Origin of the sequence: Streptomyces griseoviridis (genome assembly GCF_005222485.1) — a bacterium.
Lineage (GTDB): Bacteria > Actinomycetota > Actinomycetes > Streptomycetales > Streptomycetaceae > Streptomyces > Streptomyces hintoniae.
In genome coordinates, this window is the sequence record NZ_CP029078.1 from 8,739,277 (window position 1) to 8,763,075 (window position 23,799).

General features: G+C 72.8%; 21 protein-coding genes. 3 read left to right on the forward strand and 18 right to left on the reverse strand.

Translation table 11 applies throughout. From position 1 onward, the window contains the following. Positions 1 to 169: 169 nt before the first annotated feature. The 9 genes from DDJ31_RS37685 to DDJ31_RS37725 all read right to left on the reverse strand — a co-directional run bounded on the left by DDJ31_RS37685 (position 170) and on the right by DDJ31_RS37725 (position 11,063). Positions 170 to 2,065 carry an ABC transporter substrate-binding protein gene (locus DDJ31_RS37685; protein ID WP_127175942.1) on the reverse strand — a complete coding sequence of 632 codons (1,896 nt, stop codon included), beginning with the start codon at positions 2,063 to 2,065 and terminating at the stop codon, positions 170 to 172. 263 nt (positions 2,066 to 2,328) lie between these two features. After that, positions 2,329 to 3,360: an ABC transporter permease gene (locus DDJ31_RS37690; protein WP_206280605.1), complete on the reverse strand. Its 1,032-nt coding sequence runs from the start codon at positions 3,358 to 3,360 to the stop codon at positions 2,329 to 2,331. Positions 3,361 to 3,486: 126 nt separating this feature from the next. Next, entirely contained in the window at positions 3,487 to 5,037 is a 1,551-nt protein-coding gene (locus DDJ31_RS37695; protein WP_127175941.1) for a sugar ABC transporter ATP-binding protein, read from the reverse strand. A gap of 32 nt (positions 5,038 to 5,069) precedes the next feature. Then, entirely contained in the window at positions 5,070 to 6,152 is a 1,083-nt protein-coding gene (locus DDJ31_RS37700) for a sugar ABC transporter substrate-binding protein (protein WP_127175940.1), read from the reverse strand. Between the two features lie 117 nt (positions 6,153 to 6,269). Then, on the reverse strand, positions 6,270 to 7,112 hold the full coding sequence (locus DDJ31_RS37705; RefSeq protein ID WP_127175939.1) for a polysaccharide deacetylase family protein: 843 nt from the start codon (positions 7,110 to 7,112) through the stop codon (positions 6,270 to 6,272). 101 nt (positions 7,113 to 7,213) lie between these two features. Next, a complete protein-coding gene (locus DDJ31_RS37710; RefSeq protein WP_127175938.1) occupies positions 7,214 to 8,098 on the reverse strand; it encodes a nitrilase-related carbon-nitrogen hydrolase in 885 nt (294 codons plus the stop codon). Between the two features lie 55 nt (positions 8,099 to 8,153). Beyond that, positions 8,154 to 8,873 (reverse strand): SDR family oxidoreductase, encoded by a 720-nt coding sequence (locus tag DDJ31_RS37715; RefSeq protein WP_127175937.1) that lies wholly within the window; start codon positions 8,871 to 8,873, stop codon positions 8,154 to 8,156. Between the two features lie 124 nt (positions 8,874 to 8,997). Continuing rightward, entirely contained in the window at positions 8,998 to 9,741 is a 744-nt protein-coding gene (locus DDJ31_RS37720) for an SDR family NAD(P)-dependent oxidoreductase (RefSeq protein ID WP_127175936.1), read from the reverse strand. 179 nt (positions 9,742 to 9,920) lie between these two features. Next, entirely contained in the window at positions 9,921 to 11,063 is a 1,143-nt protein-coding gene (locus DDJ31_RS37725; protein WP_127175935.1) for a permease, read from the reverse strand. Positions 11,064 to 11,429: 366 nt separating this feature from the next. Here DDJ31_RS37725 and DDJ31_RS37730 point away from each other — a divergent pair, with 366 nt between their 5' ends. Then, positions 11,430 to 12,251 carry an NAD(P)H-binding protein gene (locus DDJ31_RS37730; RefSeq protein ID WP_127175934.1) on the forward strand — a complete coding sequence of 274 codons (822 nt, stop codon included), beginning with the start codon at positions 11,430 to 11,432 and terminating at the stop codon, positions 12,249 to 12,251. Between the two features lie 137 nt (positions 12,252 to 12,388). Here the strand turns inward: DDJ31_RS37730 and DDJ31_RS37735 are convergent, their stop codons facing one another. After that, positions 12,389 to 12,709 (reverse strand): beta/gamma crystallin domain-containing protein, encoded by a 321-nt coding sequence (locus tag DDJ31_RS37735; RefSeq protein ID WP_431029114.1) that lies wholly within the window; start codon positions 12,707 to 12,709, stop codon positions 12,389 to 12,391. Between the two features lie 494 nt (positions 12,710 to 13,203). On the opposite strand from DDJ31_RS37735, the gene DDJ31_RS37740 reads away from it, so the two are divergent. Both DDJ31_RS37740 and DDJ31_RS37745 read left to right on the forward strand, forming a co-directional pair. Next, a complete protein-coding gene (locus DDJ31_RS37740) occupies positions 13,204 to 13,866 on the forward strand; it encodes a response regulator transcription factor (RefSeq protein ID WP_127175932.1) in 663 nt (220 codons plus the stop codon). A 291-nt stretch (positions 13,867 to 14,157) separates the two neighbouring features. Beyond that, the gene (locus DDJ31_RS37745; protein ID WP_127175931.1) at positions 14,158 to 15,156 is read left to right on the forward strand and encodes a sensor histidine kinase; all 999 of its coding nucleotides are present in this window, start codon (positions 14,158 to 14,160) and stop codon (positions 15,154 to 15,156) included. Here DDJ31_RS37745 and fabG read toward each other — a convergent pair. The 8 genes from fabG to DDJ31_RS37785 form a co-directional block, all read right to left on the reverse strand. After that, on the reverse strand, positions 15,108 to 15,854 hold the full coding sequence (gene fabG, locus DDJ31_RS37750) for a 3-oxoacyl-ACP reductase FabG (protein ID WP_127175930.1): 747 nt from the start codon (positions 15,852 to 15,854) through the stop codon (positions 15,108 to 15,110). The genes DDJ31_RS37745 and fabG overlap by 49 nt on opposite strands. Positions 15,855 to 16,135: 281 nt before the next feature. Next, positions 16,136 to 17,203 carry a beta-ketoacyl synthase N-terminal-like domain-containing protein gene (locus tag DDJ31_RS37755; RefSeq protein ID WP_127182404.1) on the reverse strand — a complete coding sequence of 356 codons (1,068 nt, stop codon included), beginning with the start codon at positions 17,201 to 17,203 and terminating at the stop codon, positions 16,136 to 16,138. Between the two features lie 5 nt (positions 17,204 to 17,208). After that, the gene (locus tag DDJ31_RS37760; protein ID WP_127175929.1) at positions 17,209 to 18,465 is read right to left on the reverse strand and encodes a beta-ketoacyl-[acyl-carrier-protein] synthase family protein; all 1,257 of its coding nucleotides are present in this window, start codon (positions 18,463 to 18,465) and stop codon (positions 17,209 to 17,211) included. 49 nt (positions 18,466 to 18,514) lie between these two features. Then, a complete protein-coding gene (locus DDJ31_RS37765; RefSeq protein WP_127175928.1) occupies positions 18,515 to 18,772 on the reverse strand; it encodes an acyl carrier protein in 258 nt (85 codons plus the stop codon). A 177-nt stretch (positions 18,773 to 18,949) separates the two neighbouring features. Next, a complete protein-coding gene (locus tag DDJ31_RS37770; RefSeq protein ID WP_127182403.1) occupies positions 18,950 to 20,494 on the reverse strand; it encodes an acyl-CoA carboxylase subunit beta in 1,545 nt (514 codons plus the stop codon). 74 nt (positions 20,495 to 20,568) lie between these two features. Then, positions 20,569 to 21,381 (reverse strand): hypothetical protein, encoded by an 813-nt coding sequence (locus DDJ31_RS37775; RefSeq protein WP_127175927.1) that lies wholly within the window; start codon positions 21,379 to 21,381, stop codon positions 20,569 to 20,571. 2 nt (positions 21,382 to 21,383) lie between these two features. Beyond that, positions 21,384 to 22,397, reverse strand: coding sequence for a 3-oxoacyl-[acyl-carrier-protein] synthase III C-terminal domain-containing protein (locus tag DDJ31_RS37780; protein ID WP_127175926.1), 1,014 nt, complete (start codon positions 22,395 to 22,397; stop codon positions 21,384 to 21,386). Then, entirely contained in the window at positions 22,391 to 23,797 is a 1,407-nt protein-coding gene (locus DDJ31_RS37785) for an NDP-hexose 2,3-dehydratase family protein (protein WP_127175925.1), read from the reverse strand. The genes DDJ31_RS37780 and DDJ31_RS37785 overlap by 7 nt, the downstream gene beginning before the upstream one ends. Between the last annotated feature and the right edge of the window lie 2 nt (positions 23,798 to 23,799).

A 23,799-nucleotide genomic window follows, 5' to 3' on the forward strand; every position in this document is an offset into this window, starting at 1 on the left:
GAAGGTTCCCTCGGCCCGCCGGGGCCAAGCACAACGTCACCACTCCGGTGCGCGGAGTGACCGAAAGGCGTCGGGGCCCGGGTCGCACGGAACCGGACACCCGGCGTGCGCCCTCAACACCCCTGGGGGGGAAGGGGCTTCGACGCCGGGGCCACCCGGCCTCGGCCGGCTACGGCGTCGGCGCCCGGCCCTCCGTCGCGTACGCAGTGTCCCCGTCCCCGCCGTCGCCGCCGTCCCGGCCGGACCTGCCGTACCAGGGCGGCAGCCGGAACCGGCCGTCCGAGTACGGCGTCGGCGACAGGATGCGCTGGTGGCCCTCCTGGATCTGGTACACGAGGTGGGCCTGACCGATGGACGGATCGGGTGTCAGCTCCGGGTAGGCGAGCGCGGCCTGGCCCGGATCGGCCAGGTAGTAGGCGCCGTTCACCCCCCGGTGGATCGTGGTGCGGATGGCCTTCGCGACCCGGCGGTGGTCGCGCGGGTCGTCCACCTGGGACCACGCGCCGGCGATCATCCGGGCCCGGTCGTAGGCGATCCCGGCGTGCGAACGGCCGGGGGAGACGCCGTGCAGCGCGCGGAAGCGGGCCGCGAACGACCGGCCCAGATGGTCGGAGTAGGTGCCCGTGACCGTCGCCCAGAGCAGCCCCTCGGAGAGCGGGCCCAACTCCTCGCGGAAGCTCGGGATGGACGGCGTGTACAGCAGGTAGGGCAGGATCGGCGGTCCTTCGGCGAGGAGTTCGCGCAGGAAGGCCAGGCTGCCCGGCATGAAGTAGTGCCCGACGAGGACGGCGGCGGGCGCGGCGGCCCGCACCTGCCGGGCGGTCCGCTGCCAGGCGTCGTCGTCCATCCCCACCTCGCAGACCGTCTCCAGGGTCCAGCCGCCCGCCTCCACCGCCGCCGCCATCTCGGACCTGCCCAGGTCGCCCAGCGGCCAGATGCCCTGGATGACCATCAGCCTGCGGGACTCGGGCCGCCACGCGCCGCTGTCCCGCAGGGACGTCAGGAAGCGGACGAATCCGGGACCGTAGCGGGTGTCGCTCGGACAGACCTGGAAGATGCCGCCGTAGCGCTCGGGGTCCTCGGCGACCCGGGAGACCATCGAGTCCAGGGTCGCCGCGTGCAGATACGGGCAGCCGTAGTCGGCGGCGATCTCATGGGCGACGTCCTGCGGACCGATGTAGCCGGAGGTGAGCGCGTCGACCTCCTGCTCGACGAGTTCGGTGAACGCCGACCTGACGGCCGAGGGGACGGTCACGTCGAAGTCCGCGGTGACCAGCTCGATCCGGCGGCCCGCGATCCCGCCCTGGTCGTTGATCTCCTCGAGCGCCAGCCGGGTGGCGAGCAGCATCTCGCGGCCGTCCGCCGCGGCCGGTCCGGTCAGCGGCAGGGCGGCCCCCAGCATCAGCGGGCGGCGGCGCAGCGAGCGCGGCGCCCCGGGCACCGGGGAGGGGGCGGGGACGCCGCCCCGGGCCGCGGTGGCGATCCGGCCGAGGCCGAGCCGCTCGAAGCGGGTGTCGCCGCCCGGGAACGGCAGCCGGACCAGGCCCTGGTCGAGGGCGAGCGCCGCGGCGGCGGCCCGGCCCGACAGCTGGAGCTTGGTGAGCAGCCGGTCGACATGGGTGGTGACCGTGCGGGGGCTGGTGAAGAGGCGTTCGGCGATCTCGTTGTTGGTGAGGCCGGCCACCACCAGGGTGAGGACGTCGAGTTCGCGCAGGGTCAGACCGTAGGGGGAGGGGTGGCAGGGCTCGATCAGGACCCGGCCCATCGGCCTGCCGCGCGGGTCGGTGAACGGGTCGACCCAGACCCGTACCAGGGTGCGGGCGGTGGAGTCGGTCCACATGAAGCCGGTGCGGCCGGCCTCGGTGCGCAGACACGCCAGCACCAGTGCGGCGAGTTCGGTGTGCTCGCGCAGGAAGGCGACGGCGGGTCCCGGGCCCGGCGTCGCGTCCTGCCGGGTGTGGTCGGCCGCCTCCACGGTGCCGTCGGCGAGCATGATCGCCGAGGCGGGGGGCGAGAGGGTGTCTCCGGCGGGCCAGGCGGGTGCGGTTCGTTTCCGAGCGGACACGGGCGTCGTCTCCCGTCCCTTCGTGCGCGGCCTGCCGCGTGGATCGCGGCGACCGGTGCGATGACAGGCTCATCATGCCCAGGTACTGGGGGATGCGACAGGGTTACGTGTAACGAACGGGTAAGGAATCATTTGGGGTTACTGTCGAGTTTTCCGGGACGCGTGAGGCCCGTGCGACACCGGCACGGAGGGGAGCCTGACCGGTGTCGCACGGGCGGGAGAGCGGCCCCGCGGCGGCCGACGGCCGCGCGGGGCAGCCGGGTTCAGGTGCGGCGGCTGCGCAGCAGCGAGTCGAGGGCCACCGCGGTGACGACGATGACGCCCTTGGCGATGAGCTGCCAGTGCTGGCTGATGTTGAGGCTGTAGAAGACGTTGGTCAGGGTGGCCAGGATCAGCAGGCCCACCGCCGAGCGCCAGACCGCGCCCTCGCCGCCGCGCAGCGAGGTGCCGCCGACCACCACGATGGCGATGGTGTCCAGGGCCACCGTGGCGCCGACGTCCGCCTGCCCCACGCCGAGCCGGGAGGCGTCGATCATGCCGGCCAGGGCGGCCGTCACCCCGGTCATCACATAGGCGCTGCCCACCAGCCACGGCACCCGCAGACCGGAGAGCCTGGCGGCCTCCTCGTTGCCGCCGATGGCGAAGATGTTGCGGCCGTACCCGGTCCGCGACAGCAGCACCGAGCCGATCAGGAAGACGCCGAGCAGGATCCAGATCGGCAGCGGCACCCCGGCGACCGCCGTCAGCGCCAGGTACTGGAAGGAGAGGTCGTCGACGATGAAGGGCGCCGAGTCGGAGTACACGTACGCCAGGCCCGCGATGACCGACGACATGCCCAGGGTGGTGACGAAGGGGTTGACCTTCCAGCGGGCGATGATCGTGCCGTTCGCGGCGCCCACCGCGATCCCGGCGAGCAGCGCGCACACCCCGGCGAGCAGCACCGACCCGGTGCTCTTGGTGACCCCGGCGAAGACGGTGGAGCCGAGCGCGTAGGTGGCGCCCACCGACAGGTCGAAGCCGCCGGAGATGATGACGAACGTCATCGCGACGGCGATGATCCCGACGGCCGCGTTCTGGGTCAGGATGTCCTGGAGGTTCGCGGCCCGCAGGAAGCCCGGGTACAGCACGGTCGCCGCGACGACCAGCAGGACCAGCACCCAGAGCATGCTGAACCGCAGGGCGAGGGCCCGCAGCCGGGCGGCGCGGTCGTCGCCGCCCGGTCCGGTGGTCTTCGGGGGTGCGACGGCGGGTCCGCCCGACGGGGCGGACGGCTGGGAGAGGGTGGACGGGGTCACTTCAGCTCACCTCGCGGGTGGTCGGGTCGATGCTCGGGGCGGCGGTCGGACGGCACGGCGGGCGCGGGCTCCGGGGACGCGGGCGGCACTCGCCGCCCGGGGAGCCGCCGTGACCGGCGCGGGGCGTCACTCGGTGTCCTGGTCGTGGAAGCCGAGCCGGACGATGTCCCGCACCCGGAAGTTCGGCGAGTCGGCCGGGATCTCGGACACCACCCGGCCGCCCGCGAAGACCAGCAGCCGGTTGGCGATGGCGAGCACCTCCTCCAGCTCCGACGAGGTGACGACGACGGCGGCGCCGTCCTGCGCCAGCCGCACCAGCGACGCCAGCACCTCCGACTTGGCGCCCACGTCGATGCCCCGGGTGGGTTCGTCGATGAGGAAGACCCGCGGGTCGCGCGCCGCCCACTTGGCGAGCAGCACCTTCTGCTGGTTTCCGCCCGACAGATGGCGCACCGGGGCGCCGATCCTGGCCGCGTCGAAACCGAAGTAGCGGGTGTAGCGCTCGGCGCGCCGCCGTTCGGTGCCGTGGTCGATCTGTCCTGCGCGGGTCGCCCGGGTGACCCCGACGCTGATGTTGTCGGTGCCGTCCATCGCCGGGACCAGACCGTTCTTGCGGTCCTCGGGGACCATCACCACGCCGGCCGCGATGGACTGCCGGGCCGAGCGCGGCCAGGGCACCGGCCGTCCGCCGAGCCGCAGTTCGCCGGTGGAGGTCCGGTCGAGGCCGGCCAGCGCGCGCAGGAACGTGGTGCGCCCGGAGCCGACCAGACCCCACAGGCCGACGATCTCGCCCTCGTGGACGCGGATGTCGATGCCGGACAGCACGCCGGGCACGTCGACCCCGGCCGCCTCCAGGGCCGGGCCGCCCGGCTCGTGGGTGCCGCCCCGGGCGGTGACCTCGATCTCCCGGCCGACCATGGCGCGGATCAGGGCCTGGCGGTTCCAGCGGGCCCGGGGCGCGGTCTCGACGAGCTGCCCGTTGCGCAGCACCGAGATGCTGTCGCTCAGCCGCAGCACCTCGTCCAGGTTGTGGCTGACGAAGACGATCGTGGTGCCCTGGGAGCGCAGCCGGTCGAGGACCCGGTAGAGGATGTCCCGTTCGTGCTCGGCGAGCGCGGCGCTCGGCTCGTCGAGCAGCAGGATCCGCCCATCGGCCTGCACCCCGCGCATGATCTCGAGGAGCTGCTGCTGGGACACCGACAGGGTGCGCGCCAGGGCGTCGGGCGGGATGTCCACCTCGAAGTCCTCGCACATCCGCAGATAGCGGCGGCGCATCTCGCGGGACGAGAGCAGTCCGCGCCTGCTGAGGGTGCCGCCGAGGAACACGTTGGCCTCGGCGCTGAGCGCGGGGACCATGGTGAGTTCCTGGTAGACGGCGACCAGGCCGAGGCCGCGGGCCTTGCGGGGGCCGCCCGCGTCGAGCGGGGTCCCGAAGACCTCGACCGCGCCGGTGTCGGCGGCGAGCCGTCCGCTGACCATGCCGAGCAGGGTGGACTTCCCCGCCCCGTTCTCACCGACGAGCGCGTGGACGGTGCCCGCCGGGATCCGGAGGCCGACGTCGCGGACCGCGTAGGTCCTGCCGAAGATCTTGGAGACGCCGTGGCAGACGACGGCCGGGTCCTGGGGTGCGGTGACGGCGTCGGCCGTCGGGGGTGACGCGGGGGAGGTGGCGGGCATCGGGGCTCCTTTCCTGCCGTGCCGCGGGCCGGTCAGTACTCGGGGGTGAAGTCGTCGACCGTGTCGGCGGTCGCGAACGGCGTGCCGGGCAGTTCGGAGGACTCGGTGAGGTTGATGAAGTGCGGCACGGTCTTGCCGGACACGTGGTCGGCGAGCGCCTGGAGGGCCTCCTCGGTCTCCTTGGCGGGCAGCATCATCACGCTCTGCTGGAGATCGCCCTTGCGGACCGAGTTCAGCGCCCAGGTGTCGCCGCCGAAGTCGTAGATCTTGACCTTGCCCTTGCGTCCCGCGCTGTTGACGGCCTGCACGATGCCGCGGCTCATCCCGGAGAAGTTGGACATGATCACGTCGAGGTCGGGGTTGGCCCGCAGGATGGTCTGCGCGGCGGAGTTGCCCTTGGGCGTGGTGTAGTCGGTGGCCTGCTGGGCGACCACCTTGAAGCCCTTGTGGGTGGCGAACGCCTTGGCGGCCTGCTGGAAGCAGAGGGTGTTCGCGTTGAGGTCGGGCCCGGAGATCAGCGCGATCCGGGCGCCGCCCGGGTGGTCCTTGACGACCTGGGCGACCCACCGCTCGTACACGTCGAGGGTCTGGCCGCCGACGTAGGTGACGGTGCCGGGCTCCCAGGTCTCCTCGCCGAGCTTGGTCGCCCGGCCGCAGATCGGCAGGTTGAAGACGGAGACCAGGATGCCCTTCTGCGGCGCCTGCCGGGTCAGCAGTTTGCAGACCAGGTTGCCGTCGTTGGGCTCCACGGCGAAGGCGTTGTACTTGCCGCTGGTGAGGGCCGTCTGGATCTGGTCGAACTGCTTCTGCGCGTCGAACTGCCCGTCGAAGACGTCGAGTCCGACGCCCAGGGCGGACGCCTTCTTCTTGCCTGCGGCGATGGCGGCCTGGAGGTAGGCGTTGCTGGTGCCCGCCGAGAAGTAGGCGATCTTCAGGTCGCTGACCTTCTTCGGGCCCGCGGCCTTGCCGCTCGCGGCGGACGGGTCGGCGGCGGACTGGTCGGTGGGCACCGAACAGGCCCCCGCGCCGAGCAGGACGGCGAGGGCGGTGGCGGCGACAGCGAGCCGGCGCGGGGCGGCGCCGCGTCTGACGCGGCGGGACGAGGCACGGTTCATGGCGGTGGTTCTCCCTGTTCGAGACGGGCGGGGCGGGGCGGGGCGAGGCAGGGCGGGGCGAGGCGCCGAGCCGGGTCGGGCGGGGCCCGGCGGCACCGCGGGAGCGCGAAGCGGTGATCAGTCCTCGGTCCAGGTGTCGTAGATGTCGCTCAGCGGGGCGAACCAGGTGCCGGCGTGCCCGGCCATGTACTCGATGAGCCGCTCGAAGCCCATCAGGTAGTGGGCGCGGGCGATCGTCTGCGGGTGGACGGTGAGGGTGAGCACCCCGCCGGGGACGTTGCGGTACGCGTAGTCGAAGTGGTCCTTCCAGCGCTGGAACATCACCTCGCTCGACCCCAGGCCCTGGTTGACGCCCGGGATGTACTCGGCGGCCGGGAAGTCGTCGAGGAACCAGGAGACCGGGAACTCCAGGAGCGGGCTCGGCGGTCCGAAGGTGCTGCCCTCCTCCCAGCCGACCTGGACCGGACGCGGGTGGTACGGCTCGAAGTCCCGGCCCATCAGGGAGGAGTCCCACACGAAGCCGTTCTCCTCCAGCACGCTCATCGTCTGGTCGGTGAAGTCCCAGGCGGGCGACCGGTAGCCGCGCGGACGCACCCCGATGTACCGGTCGTGCTGGGCGAGTTGGGCCTCCATCAGACGGCGCTCGGTGTCGGCGTCCAGCTTCGGCACGCCCTCGTGGTAGCAGCCGTGGGCGGCGATCTCGTGACCGGCGTCCACGATCTGCCGCACCCGCTCGGGGAACGTGACCATGGTGTGGCCGGGCGTGCACCAGGTGGCGCGCACCCCGTGCCGTTCGAACAGGCTGATCAGCCGGGGCACCCCGACCTCGGCGCAGAACTCGCCCCGGGAGAGGTAGCTCGGGCTGCTGAGGTTGAAGGTGCCCATCCAGACGCTGTGCGCGTCGAAGTCGGCACCGATGTTGACGGCGAGGGACTTGCCCTCGGGAAGGTTCAGGGGCATGGGAGACCTCCGTGCGGAGAGGGACGGGCGGAGTGGGACGGGCGGGACGGGCGGGCTGGGTGGGACGGGAGCGGCCGGGTGGGAACGAGTGCGGAATCGATTCAGCTGGTGAGCAGGTCGTCGGCCCAGCGGCGGTAGAGGCCGGCCCGGCGGCGCCGGTCGGTGTCGGTGGTCGCGGCGCCGGTGCGCCGGTTCTCCCGCAGCAGGTCGAGATCGAGGCGGACCGTGATGACGTCCTCGACGTTGGTGCCGGCCTCGGCGAGGACGCCGTCCGGCGCGAAACCGGCGTCGCAGGGCGACAGCACGGAGGCGCGCGCCCAGCCGGGGGAGAGGGGCCCGCCCGGGTCACCGGTGGTCGGGCAGTGCACCACGTACACCTGGTTCTCGATAGCGCGGGCCTGCGCGCAGTGCCGCACCCGCCAGAAACCGGCCTCGGTGAAGGTGTACGACGGGCTGACGATCAGCTCGGCGCCCTGCCGGGCCAGCACCGTCGACACCTCGGGTATCTCGGTCTCGTAGCAGACGGAGACCCCGACGCTGATCCCGCCCACCGTGAACGGCGCGAGGGTGTCGCCCTCCCGGGTCCCCCAGCCGGCCTCGGCCGGGAAGATGTGCGTCTTCACGTGCCGGGTGACCGAGCCGTCAGGGAAGAACACGAACGCGGTGTTGAGGACGCCGTCGCCGTCCGGGTCGCGCACCAGATGGCTGCCGGCCACGATCACCTGCCCCCTGACCCGCGCGAGGTCGGTGAAGAGGGCCAGGTAGTCGTCGGTGTGGTCGGCGATCCGGCCGAGCGCGGAGACCGGCTCGTCCCGCCAGCCGGGGCGGGCGGTGAACAGGGCCGCGGTGAACAGCTCGGGCAGCACGACGAGTTCGGAGCCGTCGGTGCGGTCGAGAAGGGTGCGGACCTGGCGGGCGAAGGCGTCGAAGCCGTCCACCCGCCGCATCTCGAACTGCACCGCGGAGACGGTCAGGGAAGTGCCCATGGACTGCGTTTCCTCTCAAGGGGCGGGGTGCGGGAGCGGAATCTCGCGCCGGTCGTCACTGCGCGAGCAGACCGCCGTCGATGACGAGGTCGGTGCCGGTGACGTACGACGACTCGTCGGACGCCAGGTAGACACAGCCGTGGGCGATCTCGGCGGGGGTGCCGCCGCGCCGCATCGGGGTGCCGGCCAGCACCGCCGCGTTGAGGTCGGCGGGCTGCGCGTCGGTCAGCGGGGTCGCGATCCAGCCGGGGATCACCGCGTTGGCGCGGATGCGGTCGGGGGCGTAGGTGATGGCGGCGTTGCGGGTCATGCTGCGCACCGCGCCCTTGCTGGCGTGGTAGGCGTGGGTGCCCACCCCGCCGACCACGCCCCAGGCCGAGGAGAGGTTGATGATCGACCCGCCGCCCGCCCTGCGCAGGGCGGGGATCGCGGCCCGCATCCCGAGGAAGACGCCGGTCTGGTCGACGCCGACGACCCGGTTCCACTCGTCGAGCGTCAGGGTCTCGATCGGCTCGTAGGAGATCAGGCCCGCGTTGTTGACCAGCACGTCGAGCCGCCCGTGGCGCCGCTCCACCCCGGCGACCGCCGCCGACCAGCCGTCCTCGTCGGTGACGTCGAGGCGGATCTCCTCGACGCCGGGCACCGGCGGTCCGACCTCGTCGAGGTCGGCCGAGACCACGACGGCGCCCTCGGCGGCGAACGCCTCGACGATGCCCCGGCCGATCCCCCGGGAACCTCCGGTGACCAGTGCCACCTTGCCTGTCAGACGCCCCATGGCGTGAACTCCCTTCCTGCGGACGGCCCGAGAGCACGGCCGGCGGTGGTGTGCGGACGGTGTGCGGACGACGGCACACCCGGGCGACGCGGTGGGCGGCGCCGCGCGGGGCGCCGGCGCCGGGTCAGCGGGCGAGGAAACCGCCGTCGATGACGAGGTCGGTGCCGGTGACGTACGACGACTCGTCGGAGGCCAGATAGAGGCAGCCGTAGCCGATGTCCCGCGGCTCGGCGCCCCGCCCGAGCGGGGTGGAGGCGATGACGGCGTCGTTGAACTCGCGGGTCTGCGCCTCGGTCATCGGGGTGCGGATCCAGCCGGGCAGCACGGCGTTGGCGCGGATGCGGTCGGGGGCGTAGGTGATGGCGGCGTTGCGGGTCATGCTGCGCACCGCGCCCTTGGTGGCCTGGTAGGCGAGCGATCCCGGGACCGCGGCGGCGCCGTAGATGGAGGAGATGTTGACGATCGACCCGCCGCCCGCCCTGCGCAGGGCGGGGATCGCGGCCCGCATCCCGAGGAAGACGCCGGTCTGGTTGATGCCCACGACCCGCTGCCACTCGTCGAGTCGCAGCTCGTGGACGGCCTCGTAGGAGCCGACGCCCGCGTTGTTGACGAGGATGTCGAGCCTGCCGTGCCGCTCCTCGATCCCGGCGACGGTCCTGGCCCAGCCGCGCTCGTCGGTGACGTCGAGCGGCCCGTGCTCCACGCGCCCGGCGCCGTCGTCCCCGGTGGGGGCGGCCGGTGCGACGGGGTCGAGGATGTCGACCGCCGTCACGACGGCGCCCTGCTCGGCGAAGAGTTCGGCGGTGGCCCGCCCGATCCCCCGCGCACCGCCGGTGATCAGCGCGACCTTGCCCGTCAGACGTCCCATTCCTGCCCTCCGTCCCGAGCGCCCCGGTGCTCCGGCGACGCCGGCCGAGAAGCTCGTGGCAGGACAGTAGGAGCGGGGGGCGGGCGGCTACGTCCGTAAAACTGCTTACTTTGCGGCGGGCCCCGCTCCGGCCACCGGGGCCGCCGTCCCGCCCCGGCGGGGCCACCGACCGGCGGCGGTCAGCGGCCCGAGCCGGGGGAGCCGCCCATCCCGCGCAGCATCGCCCGGCCGCCCGTGCGCAGGAACCGGATCAGCAGGACGGCCGCGACCAGGAGGAACGCGAGGTTGAGCCATGTCGTGTAGTCCCACCGCACCCCGTCGTCAGGGACGGTGGCGTCCGCGCGGTCGGGGATCAGCCCGAGCCCGCCGAAGACGGCCTCCACCAGCAGACCGGCGGCCACCATGGCCGCGTAGAAGGTGGTCAGCAGGAAGACGGCGGTTCTGGCGCCGTAGTACTTCCGGTAGATGTTCAGGATCGGCAGGATGATCAGGTCCGCGAAGAGGAACGCCACCACGCCGCCGAAGCTGATGCCGCCCTTCCACAGCACGACGGCGAGCGGCACGTTGCCGATCGAGCACACGAACGACACGACGGCCACCAGCGGCCCGACGAACGGCCCCCACACCCGGGCGGCCAGCGGATGGCCGTCGAAGAAGAAGCCCTGCCAGAAGGCGTCGGGCACCCAGGCCGCGATCGCGCCCGCGATCAGCAGGCCGACGACCAGGTCGCGCAGGACCGCCGCCCACTCCATGACGAAGACATGGGCCACGGAGGTGAAGCCCTCGGGTGACACCAGCCGGGCGGCGAACGAACCCTCGCGCCGGACGGACATGTCCATCGCGGCATGGCCCTCCATGGACCCCGCCACCCCGCGCCCGGCCTGCGCGCGGGCGGCCCGCACCAGGGCGTCGCTCAGGAACAGGCGGAACAGCACCGCGAGCACGATGATCATCACGGGCCCGCCGACGAACTCCGCGGCCGTGAACTGCCAGCCCATCAGCAGCGCCAGGATCACCCCCAGTTCCACGACCAGGTTGGTGGAGGCGATCTCGAACGCCATCGCCGCCGTGAAGTGCGCGCCCTTGCGCAGCAGCGAACGGGCGAGCGCCACCGCGGCGTAGGAGCAGGACGAGGAGGCCACGCCGAGCCCGACGGCGGTGGCCAGGGTGCGGGGACGGTCGTCGCCCAGCAGGGAGACGACGGTCGCCTTGCGGACCACCGCCTGCACCACGGCGGACAGGGCGAATCCGAGGATCAGCGCCCAGGCGATCTCCCACGCCATGGACCCGGTGATCGACAGGGCGTGCCGGACGGCGTGCATGGGACTCCTCGGAACCCGGACGGGCACGGTGCGCCGCCGCCCGCACCGTCTACCACCGTGTCCGCACGGCGCGACGCGCGGACACGCCCCACCCCGCCGACCGGGGGAACACCCTCCCCGGAGCCCCCGGACACGGCCGTTCCCGCGCGGCTGGTTCGGGCGGCTGGTTCGCGCGCCTGGTCTGACTGCCGCGGCGGCAGAGGTGGGGCGTGGGCCCCCACAGCGGGGCTCCCGACGCGGGCCGGGCGCGGCGCTACGATCTCCGGGACCGGACTCAAGCACTCGCCGCCGTCCGGCCGCGCGCCGCCCCGCGCGGCCGGCTGGACGCGGTGGTCGACGAGGATCTGCCCAGGGGAGGCCCGCACGATGGTCACGGTTGTTTTCGGTGCGCGAGGGAACGTCGGCCGTCAGGTCGCCGCCGGACTGGCCGACTTGGGCGTGCCGACGCGGCTGACGAGCAGAACACCGGACGCCACCCGGGTCGCGGCGGACCTGGAGGTTCCCGGGACGCTGCCCGGCGCGCTGGAGGGGGCGACGCAGGTCTTCCTCTACGCGAAGCCCGCGGGCGTCGACGCCTTCGTGGCGGCCGCCCGAGCCGCCGGTGTGCGGCACGTGGTGCTGCTGTCGTCGGCGGCGGTCGTCCAGCCCGGCGCCGACACCAACCCGATCGCGCGGGACCACCGGGCCGTGGAACAGGCCCTGGAGGAGTCGGGGCTGTCCTGGACGTTCGTCCGGCCGGGGATCTTCGCGACCAACACCCGGTGGTGGTGGACGCGGCCGATCGTCGCCGGCGAAGCCGTCCGGCTGCCGTACCCGGAGGCGTTGACCGCTCCCGTCGGCGAACGCGACATGGCGGCCGTCGCGGTGGCGGCGCTGACGGACCGGCGCCACGCGGGCCGGGCCTACACCGTGTACGGACCGCAGGCCCTCTCGCTGCGCGCGCAGGTCGGCCATCTCGGCGCGGCCCTCGGCAGGGAGATCCCCATCGAGACCGTCACCCCCGAGGAGGGGCGGGCCGACCTGGCCGCGACGATGCCGGCGGTGGCGGCGGACGCGGTCATGGGGGCCTGGCGGGCGGGTGCCGAGGCGGCCCCGGAGACCTCCACCGTCGTCGAGGAGATCACCGGGCGTCCCGGCCAGACGTTCGCGGAGTGGGCACGGGAGCACGCCGACGACTTCCGCGCCTGACGCCCCGGGCGGTCTGTGCCACCCGCGCGGCCGAAGGGCGCCGAGGAACGGGAACGGCTCCGACGGGCGTGGAGGAACGGGCACGCTCCGGCGGGAGGGCGTGCCCGCCCCGGTGCGCGCGGCCGGGTGTCAGGCCGTCAGAGGATCTGGATGGAGGCGACCTTCGGCGGGTGGTTCGGGAAGGTGATGTCGTGCCAGCGGTTGATCCGCACCGAGTCGCCGTTGGCGTCGTAGTAGATCAGGTCGTTGTTGCCCGTGACGATCCGGTCGACCCACCAGCCGCCGAAGTTGGTCTTTCCCGCGTTCGCGTAGCAGTCCACGCTGTTGCGGCCGTTGAGGTGCGAGTAGATCTTCAGGAAGTTCTCGCCGCCGACGCACTGGACGTGGTCGATGGCGTAGGCGCTGCCGCTCGGCACGCCGACCGTGAGGGTGGCCGCCGCGGCGAACGCGGCGACCATGGAGCAGACGGCCCTCTTGATTTTCGAGATCACGGACTCTCCTTCGTACCTGCGGGCGGAGCCGAACCGGCGGTCAGTCCCTGGTGACGCGCTGGACCCCTCCCCGCATCGGTCACTCAAGGTGAATGACCCATGGCACACGGTAGTCGCCGGGCGCGGCCCGGGTCATCACTCACACAGGTGATCGCTTCTGGCGGCGGGGAAAGGGCCGGCGGCCGGGCCGTGTTCATCTTTTCGGCCTTGCCTCACGAGCGGTGGCGCGCCGGGTGGGGTGCGTGCCGGAAGGTCGCGGGCCTGCCGCTGGTCGCTTCAACTCCCGCTTCTCGTGCGGTGGTTGGCGAACCGACACGCCGGACGGCACGCGGCGGATCGCCTTTCCGCCAACAAGTCTCGTACACTATAGTTATCCGAAAGCGGTGGAGCTCCGTCGGGCAGGCCCGCCGCCCGGAGTCTTTCGTCACCACGATCAACAGCGTAGCCAGCGGAGGGTTTCCATGCGCGTTCTGATCGTCGAGGACCAGGCTGACACCGCCGATGCTCTCAGCAGTGGCCTCAGCGACCTCGGTTTCGAGACAGCGACGGCGCACACCTGCCGGACGGCCCTGGAGCGGTACGCCGAGGCGGACGCGATCCTGCTGGACGTCGGGCTGCCGGACGGCAACGGCATGGACGTCTGCCGCACCATCCGCGCCTCGTCGAGCGTTCCCATCATCATGGTCAGCGGACGCGACGACGAGTTCGACCGCGTCCTCGGCCTGCGGATGGGGGCCGACGACTACGTCGTCAAGCCGTACGGCCTGCGTGAACTCGTCGCCCGGATCGAGGCGGTGGTCAGGCGCGCGGTCGGCGGCCTGACACGGCAGGGCGGCGGATCCCGGGTCGTCGGCCCGCTCACCATCGATCTCAAGCAGCGCCGCGCGTTCATGGACGGCAGGGAGATCGCCTTCACCCGCAAGGAGTTCGACCTGCTCGCGCTGCTCACCGGCGAGCCGGGCAAGGTGTTCGACCGGGAGGCGATCATGCGCCATGTCTGGGGGCACCCCAGCGTGGGGGACACCCGGACGCTCGGCGTCCACATGGTCAGCCTGCGCCGGAAACTGGCCGCGCCCGAACTGATCCAGACCGTGCGCGGAGTCGGCTTCCGGTTCGTTCTCTGAGACCCGCCTCCGCGGACCGCCCTCCCGAAGCGGTTCCCTCCAGCCCCCGATCCCGGCCCAGTTGCCCAGGGCCCGTCCCTCGGGGCCCGTTCCCCAGGGCCCGTTCACGCGGCCCGATCTCAAAGGCCGTCTCCCGTAAGCCTGTTCCGGCCGCACTGATTGCCCAGGCCCGGCCTTCCGGGGCCGTACCGCCGGGCCCCGCCGACCCGTCCGCTCTCCGAACAGCCCTCCGGTCGCCACCCGTTCACCCCGGTCGTCCGCCCTTCGCGCGGCACAGCGCCCCCACACCGCATGGAGAGGCACACGTCGATGCTCCTGCCCCTGCTCGCTGCCGCGGCGGGTCTCGCCCTGGCCCTCCTGGGTGGCGCCTACCGCTACTGGTGCTCACGGATGCTCGTCTCGCTGGACGCGGTCACCAGGACCGTGCGCCAACTGGAGCGCGGTGAGCCCGTGGAACTGCTCGCCGAGCACACCGGGCCGCCGCAGACACGGGAGTTGGTGGAGTCCGTCAACCGGATCGCCTCCGCTGCCCAGGCGGTGGACGAACGCAACCGCATGCTCCTGTCGGACATCGCGCACCAGCAGCGCACCACCCTCCACCTGCTCGGCATCCGCCTGGAACGGCTGGCCCCGCATCTGCCGGCGCACAGCGGCGAGGTGCACCGCATGATCACCACCGATCTGGAACGGCTGCGCGCCACCGTGTCGGAGCTGCGCGAGGCGTCGACCGCCACCGCGAGCCCGCCCGTCGAGGTGGACGCGGCCGCCGTCGTGCGGGAGCGGGTCGCCGCCTGGGCCGACGCCGCCGCCGAACGCCAACTGGCCCTCGGCGCACCGCACACCGGCGGCCGGGCGACCGTCGTGACCCGCGCCGGCACCCTGGAGCGCGTCATGGACATCCTGCTGGACAACGCGGTCCGGATGTCCCGGCCCCGGGGCGCGGTCATCGTGCGCACCACGGTGACCGGCGACCACGTGCACATCAGGGTCACCGACGAAGGTCCCGGCATGACGCCGCGGGAGCGGGAACAGGCGGTGCGCGGAGGCTGGTCGGGCGAGAGGGCGGACGGCGCGCGCGGCGGAGAGGGGTGGGGGCTCGGGCTCTCCATCGCCCACATGCTGGTCGCCTCCCACGGGGGCGAACTCACCCTGGAGAACGGGCCGGGCGGGCGGGGCCTCGCGGCACACATCCGGTTCCCGCGAATGCCGGCGGGCGGCGCCCGCGCGGGCCGCCCGCCCGGTCAGCCGACGACACCGCCGTCGACCCGCAGCACGGACCCGGTCACATAGCCGGCGCCCACCAGGTAGGCGACGCCGTCGGCGACCTCCTCCGCGGTGCCGAACCGGTTCAGCGAGATCGAGGCCAGCAGGTCCCGCCGGGTCTTCTCGGACAGCCCGCCGAGCATCTCGGTGTCGATGAAGCCCGGCGCGATCGCGTTGACCCGGATGCCGAACCGGCCCAGCTCCTTGGCGAGCGACCGGCTGAACCCGATGATCCCCGCCTTGGTGGCCGCGTAGTTGGTCTGGGAGGCGTTGCCGAGGACCCCGGAGACCGAGGAGACGTTGACCACGGCGCCCGACCTGCGCTTGATCATGGGGAAGACGGCCGCGCGGCACACGTGGTAGGTGCCGGTGAGATTGACGTCCAGGACGTCGTGCCAGTCGGCGTCGTCCATCGTCGCCAGCGGGCGGTCCCTGACGATGCCCGCCGAGGTCACCACCGCCCGCAGCGGCCCGAGTTCGCGCTCGGTCCGTGCCACCCACTCCTGGACGGCGCCCAGTTCGACGACGTCGACGCGGCTGCCGACGGCCCGCCCGCCCAGCTCCGACGCGTCCTTCTCCACCGTCCTCGCGTCGTCGCCGCCGGAGCGGTGGCAGAACGCCACGTCGAACCCGTCACGCACCAGGCGCAGGACGACGGCCCGGCCGATACCGCGCGAACCGCCGGTCACCAGGGCGACCGGGCGGGCTTGTTCAGTGCTCTGCATACGTGTCTCCAGGGATCGGGCCGCAAGGGCGCGGGGCCCCTCCGGGCCGCCGGGCGGCGACCGCGGAGCGAGGGAACAGGGCAGGGAGGGAGCAAGGGAAAGCAGGAACAGGAAGCGGGGCCGAGGCGGGCGGCCCGCGGCGTCGGACGTCCGGTCCGGGTCCGCCGCCGCACCGGTGGACCCGGACCGGGGGCGGACGCGGACGCGAGGCCGTCGGCCGGCCTTCCCGTCCGCGTCCGCGAGGCCCGGCGCGTGCCTCCCGCGGCGCGCGCCGGTGCTGGTCAGGCGAGGCGCAGCAGCGCGGCGGCGGCCATGCCGCTCGGGTCGACGGAGGTGACCACCGCCGTGCGTCCGGCGGACGCCGGGTCCCGCTCGGCCAGGCCGAGGACCGCGGCGATCTGGAACGCCGAGGCCGCGGAGTGCGTCTCCCCGATCAGCTCCGCCACCGGCGGGATCAGCGTCTCGGCGCCGAACACCTCCTCCAGCCTGGCCTGTTCGGCGGCGCCGGCCGCGCCCGCGGCACCTGACGGCGACACCGCCCACACCTGGTCGGGCTTCTCCTCGACCTGGGACAGCACACCGTCCACACAGTGGCCCACGGCCGCGCCCCAGTCGCCGTCGGCGGCCATCCTGGTCCGCACCGAGAGCACCGACGCGAGCGGCCTGGCGCCCGCGACCGGTTCGAGGCCGAGCAGGAAGATCGCGCAGCCCTCGCCGAGCACCGTGTCGGGCTCACCCTCGGCCCGCCCGTGGTGCTCCACCCAGGACCTGGCCGGGGAGAACTCCTCGGCGGCCCCGCAGAGCACCTGCCTGGCCCGCCCGGCCAGCAGCAGCCGCCGCGCGTACGTCAGACCGACCATGCCCGTCGGACGGCCGGCCGCGACCGTGCTGTTCGGACCGCGCAGGCCGTGCCAGATGGCGCAGCGGCCGGCCGCGCCGTTCATCACCGCGTACGGGATCGTCGCCGGCTCCACGTGGTAGGGCCGGGCGCCGGTGAGGGAGCTGTGGGTGATCTCCATCGAACTCTGCATGCTGCCCGCGGTGGTGCCGAGGACGAGCGCGACATCGTCGGCGCCGCCCTCCGGATGGCCCGCCTCGGCGAGCACATGGCCGACCGTGGCGATCGTCAGGCCCGTCACCCGGTTCATCATCCGGGTGCCCTTGCGGCCCAGGCTCTCCCGCACGTCGAAGCCGGGCACCACACAGCCCTCGCGCTCCGGCACCTGCCACCGCACCGGGTCCAACAGGGCCCTCGTCGACCGGCGTTCGGCGACCCCGGCGGTGAACTCCGCCCGCCCGACGCCGAAGGGGGAGGTCGCCGACCAGGTGCTGATCACCGGGTACCGCATGCCGCTCACCGCGTCTCCTCGTCGTAACGGCCGAGTACCACGACCGAGTTGTTGCCGCCGAAGGCCAGGCCGTTGTTCTGCACGATCCGCAACCGGGCCGGGACCGACTCGTTGGGCACGCAGTCGATCTCGCACTCCGGGTCGGTCTCGACATGGTTGATCGTCGGCGGGATGAACCCGTGGGTGATCGCGAGCGAGCAGGCGATGGTGGCCAGCGCGCTCGCCGCGCCCATGGCGTGGCCCAGCATCGACTTGAGCGAGATGGTGCGCGGCGGCAGATCGTCGTAGACCTCGCGGATCGCCCGCGACTCGGTGGTGTCGTTGGCCCGGGTGCCGGTGCCGTGCGCCGAGATCAGATCGACCTCGTGGGGGGCCACGCCCGCGTTCTCCAGCGCCGACGTCATGCACCGGGCGACACTCGACTGGTCGGGGACGGCCGGGTGGTGCGCGTCGCAGCTCAGCCCGTACCCGAGGACCTCGGCGTAGACGCGGGCGCCGCGGGCGAGCGCCGACTCCAGGCTCTCCAGCATCACCACCCCCGCGCCCTCGCTGTTGAGCAGACCCCGCCGGTCCTTGTCGAACGGCCGGCAGACGTCGGGAGCGACGGTGCCCAGCCGGTAGAACGAGACGAAGTTCTTCAGGCAGACGGCGTCCGCCCCGCCGCACAGCGCGAAGTCGGCGTCACCGACCCGGATGGCGTCGAACCCGTTGCCCACCGAGTAGTTGCCGGCCGAGCAGGCGGTGCCCAGGGTGAGCGCCTCGACGTCGGTCAGCGCGAACTCCCGCGCCACGGCAGCGGAGAGACCCTGCACCCCGAGCCGCCTGGCCAGCCTCCGGTCCACGCCCGCCGGATCGCCCGCGATGCGCTGCGCCACCAGGGTGTCGGCGTCCCGTGACTCGCCGTCGGTGGTGCCGATGGAGATCTGGCCGCGCAGCGCGCGCAGGTCGTCGTCGGTGAGACCGGCGTCCTGCACCGCCATGCGGGCGGCGGCCACGGAGAACTGGGTGGCCCGGCCGAGCTCCGCCACCGGAGTGTGGTGAATCCATTTCTCCGGTTCGAACGCGGCCACCTCGCAGCCGTTGGCGTATTCGAAACCGGTGGTGTCGAACGCCGTGATGGGCGCGACCCGGCTGCGTCCGGTACGCAGTCCCTCGGTGAACTCAGCGACACCCGTGCCTATGCTGGAGAAAACCCCGAGCCCGGTGATGACAACGCGTTGGGACGCCGGCCTGCGGTCAGCTCGGGAAAGAGCTGAATTCATGAGTACCCCTCGTGGGTCGATTCCGGTTCCTCTGGGTCCCCGCCGCCCGCTACTTGACCCTCGTCCGCGCGTCGGCCAGCACCGCGTAGATGCCTTCGAGGTTGACCATGCGCTTCATCTCGGCCTGCGCGATGGAGACCTGGAGGGCGACCTCGATGGCGGCCAGGATCTCGATGGAGCGCAGCGAGTCGGCGTCGTGCTCCTCGGCGAGCAGGCTGGTCTCGGTGACCTCCTCGGGCTCCACCTCCAGGATGTCGCAGACGATGTTCTTCACGTGCTTGCGGGTCGCTTCGTCGATGGCGGACACGATGCCTCCTGTGCGGAATGAGAAAGAACCAGCGGGAAAGAGCGGGACGGCCCGCGCGATGGAATATGCGGCGCCGGACCTCCGGTAATTCGCCGTACCAGCTTTCCGGTCGGGCGACCTGCGGGCAAGGCGCGCTTTTCTAAGATTGCGCGAAATCCGCGGGCGGTGGCGGCCTGTTCACTGCGGCGGATTTCCGTGCTTGCGGGACGGCAGCTCGGCGTGCTTGTCGGCCAGCATCGTCAGCGACCGGATCAGCACCTCGCGGGTGGCCGCCGGATCGATGACGTCGTCCACCAGGCCGCGTTCGGCCGCGTAGAAGGGGTGCATCAGCTCCGCGCGGTACGCCTCGACCATCTCGGCCCGCGTCGCGTCGGGATCGTCGGATTGCGCGATCTGCCGGCGGAAGATGACGTTGGCGGCGCCCTCGGCGCCCATCACGGCGATCTCGTTGCCCGGCCAGGCGAAGGTGAGGTCGGCGCCGATGGAACGCGAGTCCATGACGATGTACGCCCCGCCGTAGGCCTTGCGCAGGATCAGCGAGACGCGCGGCACCGTCGCGTTGCAGTACGCGTACAGCAGCTTCGCGCCGCGCCGGATGATGCCGTTGTGCTCCTGGTCGACACCGGGCAGGAACCCCGGCACGTCCAGCAGCGTGACCAGCGGGATGTTGAAGGCGTCGCACATCTGGACGAATCGGGCGCCCTTCTCCGACGTGTCGATGTCGAGCACCCCGGCCATGGACTGCGGCTGGTTGGCGACGATCCCCACCACCTGGCCGCCCAGCCGGGTCAGCACGCAGAGCAGGTTGCCCGCCCAGCGCTCGTGGACCTCGACGTACTCGCCGTCGTCGACGATCTCCTCGATGACCCGGCGCATGTCGTACGGTGTGCCGCCGTCCAGCGGCACCAGGTCGGTCAGCGCGTCGCAGCGCCGGTCGGGCGGGTCGTCGACCGGGACGGACGGCGGGTGCTCGCGGTTGTTCTGCGGCAGCAGCGACAGCAGGTAGCGCACGTCCTCCAGGCAGGACTGCTCGTCCGCGTGCGCGAAGTGCGCCACCCCCGAGGTGGAGCTGTGCACATCGGCGCCGCCCAGCCCGTTCTGGCTGATCTCCTCGCCGGTCACCGCCTTCACCACGTCGGGCCCGGTGATGAACATCTGCGACGTCTCACGGACCATGAACACGAAGTCCGTCAGCGCCGGACTGTAGGCGGCGCCGCCGGCGCACGGCCCCAGCATCACGCTGATCTGCGGGATCACCCCGGAGGCCCGGGTGTTGCGCTGGAAGATCCCGCCGTAGCCGGCGAGGGCGCTGACCCCTTCCTGGATGCGGGCGCCCGCGCCGTCGTTGAGGGAGACCAGCGGCGCGCCCGCCGCCATGGCCATGTCCATGATCTTGTGGATCTTCGCGGCGTGCGCCTCGCCGAGCGCGCCCCCGAAGATCCGGAAGTCATGGGCGTAGACGAAGACCGTCCGCCCGTTCACCGTGCCCCAGCCCGTCACCACCCCGTCGGTGTACGGCCGCTTCGCCTCCATGCCGAACCCGGTCGAGCGGTGCCTGCGGAAGGGCTCCACCTCCGTGAAGGAGCCCTCGTCGAGCAGCAGGTCGATGCGCTCGCGCACGGTCAGCTTGCCCTTGGCCCGCTGCGCCGCCGTCGCCCGCTCGTCAGGACCGTCGAGGACCGACCGCCGCAGCGCGGCCAGTTCCGCGACCCGGTCGCGCAGGGCGGCGGGCCCGGCCGCCGCCGCGGACTCGCCCGCGGCGGGCGGGACCGCCCGGCGCTCGGCCGGGGGCGCGCTCACTGGCCCCGCCCCAGCACGGCCACATGGGCGGTGTCCGAGCGGGGGTCGCGGTCGCAGAGGACGACGGTGTCGTACTCCTCGCGCCACCGCGGCCCGTGCTCGGCCAGCGCCGACCAGACGCTGGTGCAGTAGCCGCCGGGCGGCACCCGGTGGCGGTCGACGCCCTCGGGCACCGCCGCCGGGTCGGTCCAGGGGCCCGCCACCACCAGCGGACGCGGGGCCGCCGCCGTCACCTCGGCGAGCCGCGGCCCGAGCAGGCCGGCCTCCGGCAGCCGCGTCACCGAGTCGATCTCGCCGAAGCCGCCGCCGCTCTCGAACAGCAGCAGCACCCCCGAGTCCCGCACCGGCACCCCGTCGTGCACCACCGGGTCGTGGGCCGGCAGCGTGGTCTGTTCGAGGACCGCGAGCAGGAACGCCGAGGAACCGCCCGTCCGTTCGTGCGCGGCCCCCACCCGCAGCGCGGTGAACGCCGCGCCGAGACCCTGCTCGGTGACCGAGAAGCACTGGTCGGCCCGCCCGCCGGTGAGCAGCCCCAGATAGGCCGAGACCGACCTGACCGGGTTGAGGTCGGGCAGCGCGGCGGCCAGCACCACCAGGTCGGGCCGGACGCCGCCGGCCGGCAGCCGCTCGACCAGCAGCTCCGCCATCCGGGTGTGGCTGACCTGGGCGCCCGCCCGCAGCAGCTCCTCGTCCAGCTTGCCGCCGAAGAGTTCGACCAGGTCCCGGTGGTAGCGCAGCACCGTCTCGTTCGGCTCGTAGGTGCCACCTGAGGGTGCCACCACGGCACCGGAGTGAAGTCGCAGAGGCACGGTTACCGGCCCTCCGTTTCCTGAGTCGCGCCCGCGCCCACGGCGGCACGGGCAGGCACCCGCGCCTCCTGGGCCGTGGCGGTGAAGACCATGGCGGTGAACGTCGAACCGATGCCGGTGGCCAGGAACAGGTAGCTGCGGCCGGGCACCAGCCGGCCCTCGTCCCGCAGCGTCACGTAGTTGACCATCAGATCGGCCGTCAGACAGTGGCTGTAGCGCGGGATGTTCTCCAGGAAGAGCTTGCCCGGCGGCCAGCGAAGGTCCTGCGCGATCTGCCCCCAGAACGTCCGGTTGGGATGGGTGGGGATCACGATGTCGATGTCGTCGAACGTGCACCCGGCCGCCTCGACGGCCTCCTCGATCAGCTCCGCCATCACCGCGGGACGCTGCTCGCCCGCCACCCGGTGCTGCTCGGGCGTCATCTCGACACCGGCCGCGTACTCCCCGAAGGTGCGCACCGCGAAGGAGCGGACCGGGTCGCCGGGACCGTTCCAGGACAGCAGGCAGGCGCCCGCCGCCTCGCCGATGACACACGAGTTGAAGATGATCTGGAGGTCCCGGGTGAAGATCTTCTCCCCGGTCAGGATCAGCGCCTTCGCCTCCGGGTCGCCGTCCGCCCGCAGCAGCCGCCCGGCGACGTCGATGGCCGACACCGTGCCCGCGCAGTTCTGCTGGGTCAGCGCGAACGCCGTCGCGTGCCGCAGCCCCAGCATCCCGAGCATCTCCTGCACCGGGTCGACGGTGGAGGGGCCCGCGTGCGGCACCGCGTGCGGATACACGACGTACCGGATCGCTGCCGGGTCGACCCCCGCGAGGACCTTGCGGGCCGGCGGCAGCACCAGGTCGTACAGGCTCAGACCGGGGTCGTAGCGCAGCCGGTCGAGACCGTGGATGGAGCGGAACAGATGGACCTGGGCCGGGGAGAGGCCGAAGGCCTCGGCCCGTTCCTCCACGGTCGTCTCGCGTTCCGGCAGGAAGATCTCGACGGCGTCCATCGTGAGCGTGCCGCTCAGCATGACGGCTCCTCTCCTGTGTCCATGGCGTACAGGCAGGCCAGCAGGGTGCGTGCCTGGACGTTGATGTAGTGGGCGTGCCGCACCAGCGAGGTCAGCTGACCGGCCGTCACCCAGCGGAAGCCCTCGGGCGCGGCCGTCGGGGCCTCCTCGGCGGTCGCCTCCACCACCAGGTAGCGGCTCTCGGCGTTCAGGAAGCGCCCGCCCTCCTCCGCGTGCACGGCCGCGTACCTGATCCGCTCGGGCCCGGCGCGCAGCACCGTGTCCAGGAACCGCGGCCGGTGCTCGGGCGGCAGATGGGCGACGTTGCCCGGCACGCACTGCACGGTGGGCCCCAGCTCCACCGTGTCGAGGAACCCGCCCTCCACCCTGGCCTGCGCCAGGTAGTGCCGCACCCCGCCGATCCGCCGGGTCAGGAACGCCGTGACGCCCAGGCCGCGCGGCTCGAACAGGGGCTGCGTCCACGAGGTGACCTCGCGGCTGCCCGCCCGCACCGACACCGCGACGACGTCGAAGAACCGCTCGTGCGCGTGCCGGATGCGGGCCTCCTCCCGCACCCACCCCGCCACCTCGCCCAGCGGGATCAGCTCGGCCGCCACTTCGTGCCGCGCCCGCTCCCCGGTGATCCAGGACAGCAGCTCGGTGTCGGAGTGCAGCGCGCCCGGCGCCAGGTCGGGCAACGGCAGGCAGGACAGCACCGTGCGGGAGTCCATGTTGACCAGGTTGTCCCGGCGCAGCAGGGCGTGGATCTGGCCGAGCGTCAGCCAGCAGAAGTCGTCGTGCGGCTCGACCTCGCCGGACGTCTCGACGATCAGATTGCGGTTGGCCTTGCGGTAGAACCAGGAGCCGTGCTCCGACTGGAGGGTGTCCGCGACGACCCGCTCGGGCCGCTGGAAGTGGTCGAGGAAGCGCACCGGCGCCCCCTGGTGGACCCGCGTGTAGTTGCTGCGGGTGGCCTGCACGGTGGGGGAGAGCTGGAGCAGGTTGGGGTTGCCCGGCTCCATCTTGGCCTGCATCAGGAAGTGCAGCACCCCGTCGAACTCCTTGGCGAGGATGCCGAGGATGCCGACCTCGGGCTGGTCGATCACCGGCTGCTGCCAGGCGCCGACGGCCGCGCCCGCGGCCCGCGCCCTGAGCCCCCGCACGGTGAAGAACCGCCCGGTGCGGTGCCCGAGGTCGCCCGTGACGGGGTCGAACGACCAGGCGTCCAGCTCCGCGAAGGGGATGCGCCGCACCTCGAACCGGTGCGCCCGGTCGCGCCCGGCCAGCCAGCCGGGAAAGTCCGCGAGGGACAGGTGCGCGCCCTCGGTGGTGGCGGCGGAGCGGGCGAGCCGGCCGGGCAGCTCGGCGTTGTCCCGCGGCCGCGGTGAGTCGAGCACGGCGCTCGTGACGTGCCGGGTCATGG

Coding starts and splice junctions, on each gene's coding strand:
- DDJ31_RS37780 (WP_127175926.1), bottom strand. CDS start 22,397: ATGCTGAGCGGCACGCTCACGATGGACGCCGTCGAGATCTTCCTGCCG.
- DDJ31_RS37760 (WP_127175929.1), bottom strand. CDS start 18,465: ATGAATTCAGCTCTTTCCCGAGCTGACCGCAGGCCGGCGTCCCAACGC.
- DDJ31_RS37710 (WP_127175938.1), bottom strand. CDS start 8,098: ATGGGCACTTCCCTGACCGTCTCCGCGGTGCAGTTCGAGATGCGGCGG.
- DDJ31_RS37755 (WP_127182404.1), bottom strand. CDS start 17,203: ATGCGGTACCCGGTGATCAGCACCTGGTCGGCGACCTCCCCCTTCGGC.
- DDJ31_RS37725 (WP_127175935.1), bottom strand. CDS start 11,063: ATGCACGCCGTCCGGCACGCCCTGTCGATCACCGGGTCCATGGCGTGG.
- DDJ31_RS37705 (WP_127175939.1), bottom strand. CDS start 7,112: ATGCCCCTGAACCTTCCCGAGGGCAAGTCCCTCGCCGTCAACATCGGT.
- DDJ31_RS37695 (WP_127175941.1), bottom strand. CDS start 5,037: ATGCCCGCCACCTCCCCCGCGTCACCCCCGACGGCCGACGCCGTCACC.
- DDJ31_RS37700 (WP_127175940.1), bottom strand. CDS start 6,152: ATGAACCGTGCCTCGTCCCGCCGCGTCAGACGCGGCGCCGCCCCGCGC.
- DDJ31_RS37735 (WP_431029114.1), bottom strand. CDS start 12,709: ATGGTCGCCGCGTTCGCCGCGGCGGCCACCCTCACGGTCGGCGTGCCG.
- DDJ31_RS37720 (WP_127175936.1), bottom strand. CDS start 9,741: ATGGGACGTCTGACGGGCAAGGTCGCGCTGATCACCGGCGGTGCGCGG.
- DDJ31_RS37730 (WP_127175934.1), top strand. CDS start 11,430: ATGGTCACGGTTGTTTTCGGTGCGCGAGGGAACGTCGGCCGTCAGGTC.
- DDJ31_RS37715 (WP_127175937.1), bottom strand. CDS start 8,873: ATGGGGCGTCTGACAGGCAAGGTGGCACTGGTCACCGGAGGTTCCCGG.
- DDJ31_RS37745 (WP_127175931.1), top strand. CDS start 14,158: ATGGAGAGGCACACGTCGATGCTCCTGCCCCTGCTCGCTGCCGCGGCG.
- fabG (WP_127175930.1), bottom strand. CDS start 15,854: ATGCAGAGCACTGAACAAGCCCGCCCGGTCGCCCTGGTGACCGGCGGT.
- DDJ31_RS37785 (WP_127175925.1), bottom strand. CDS start 23,797: ATGACCCGGCACGTCACGAGCGCCGTGCTCGACTCACCGCGGCCGCGG.
- DDJ31_RS37740 (WP_127175932.1), top strand. CDS start 13,204: ATGCGCGTTCTGATCGTCGAGGACCAGGCTGACACCGCCGATGCTCTC.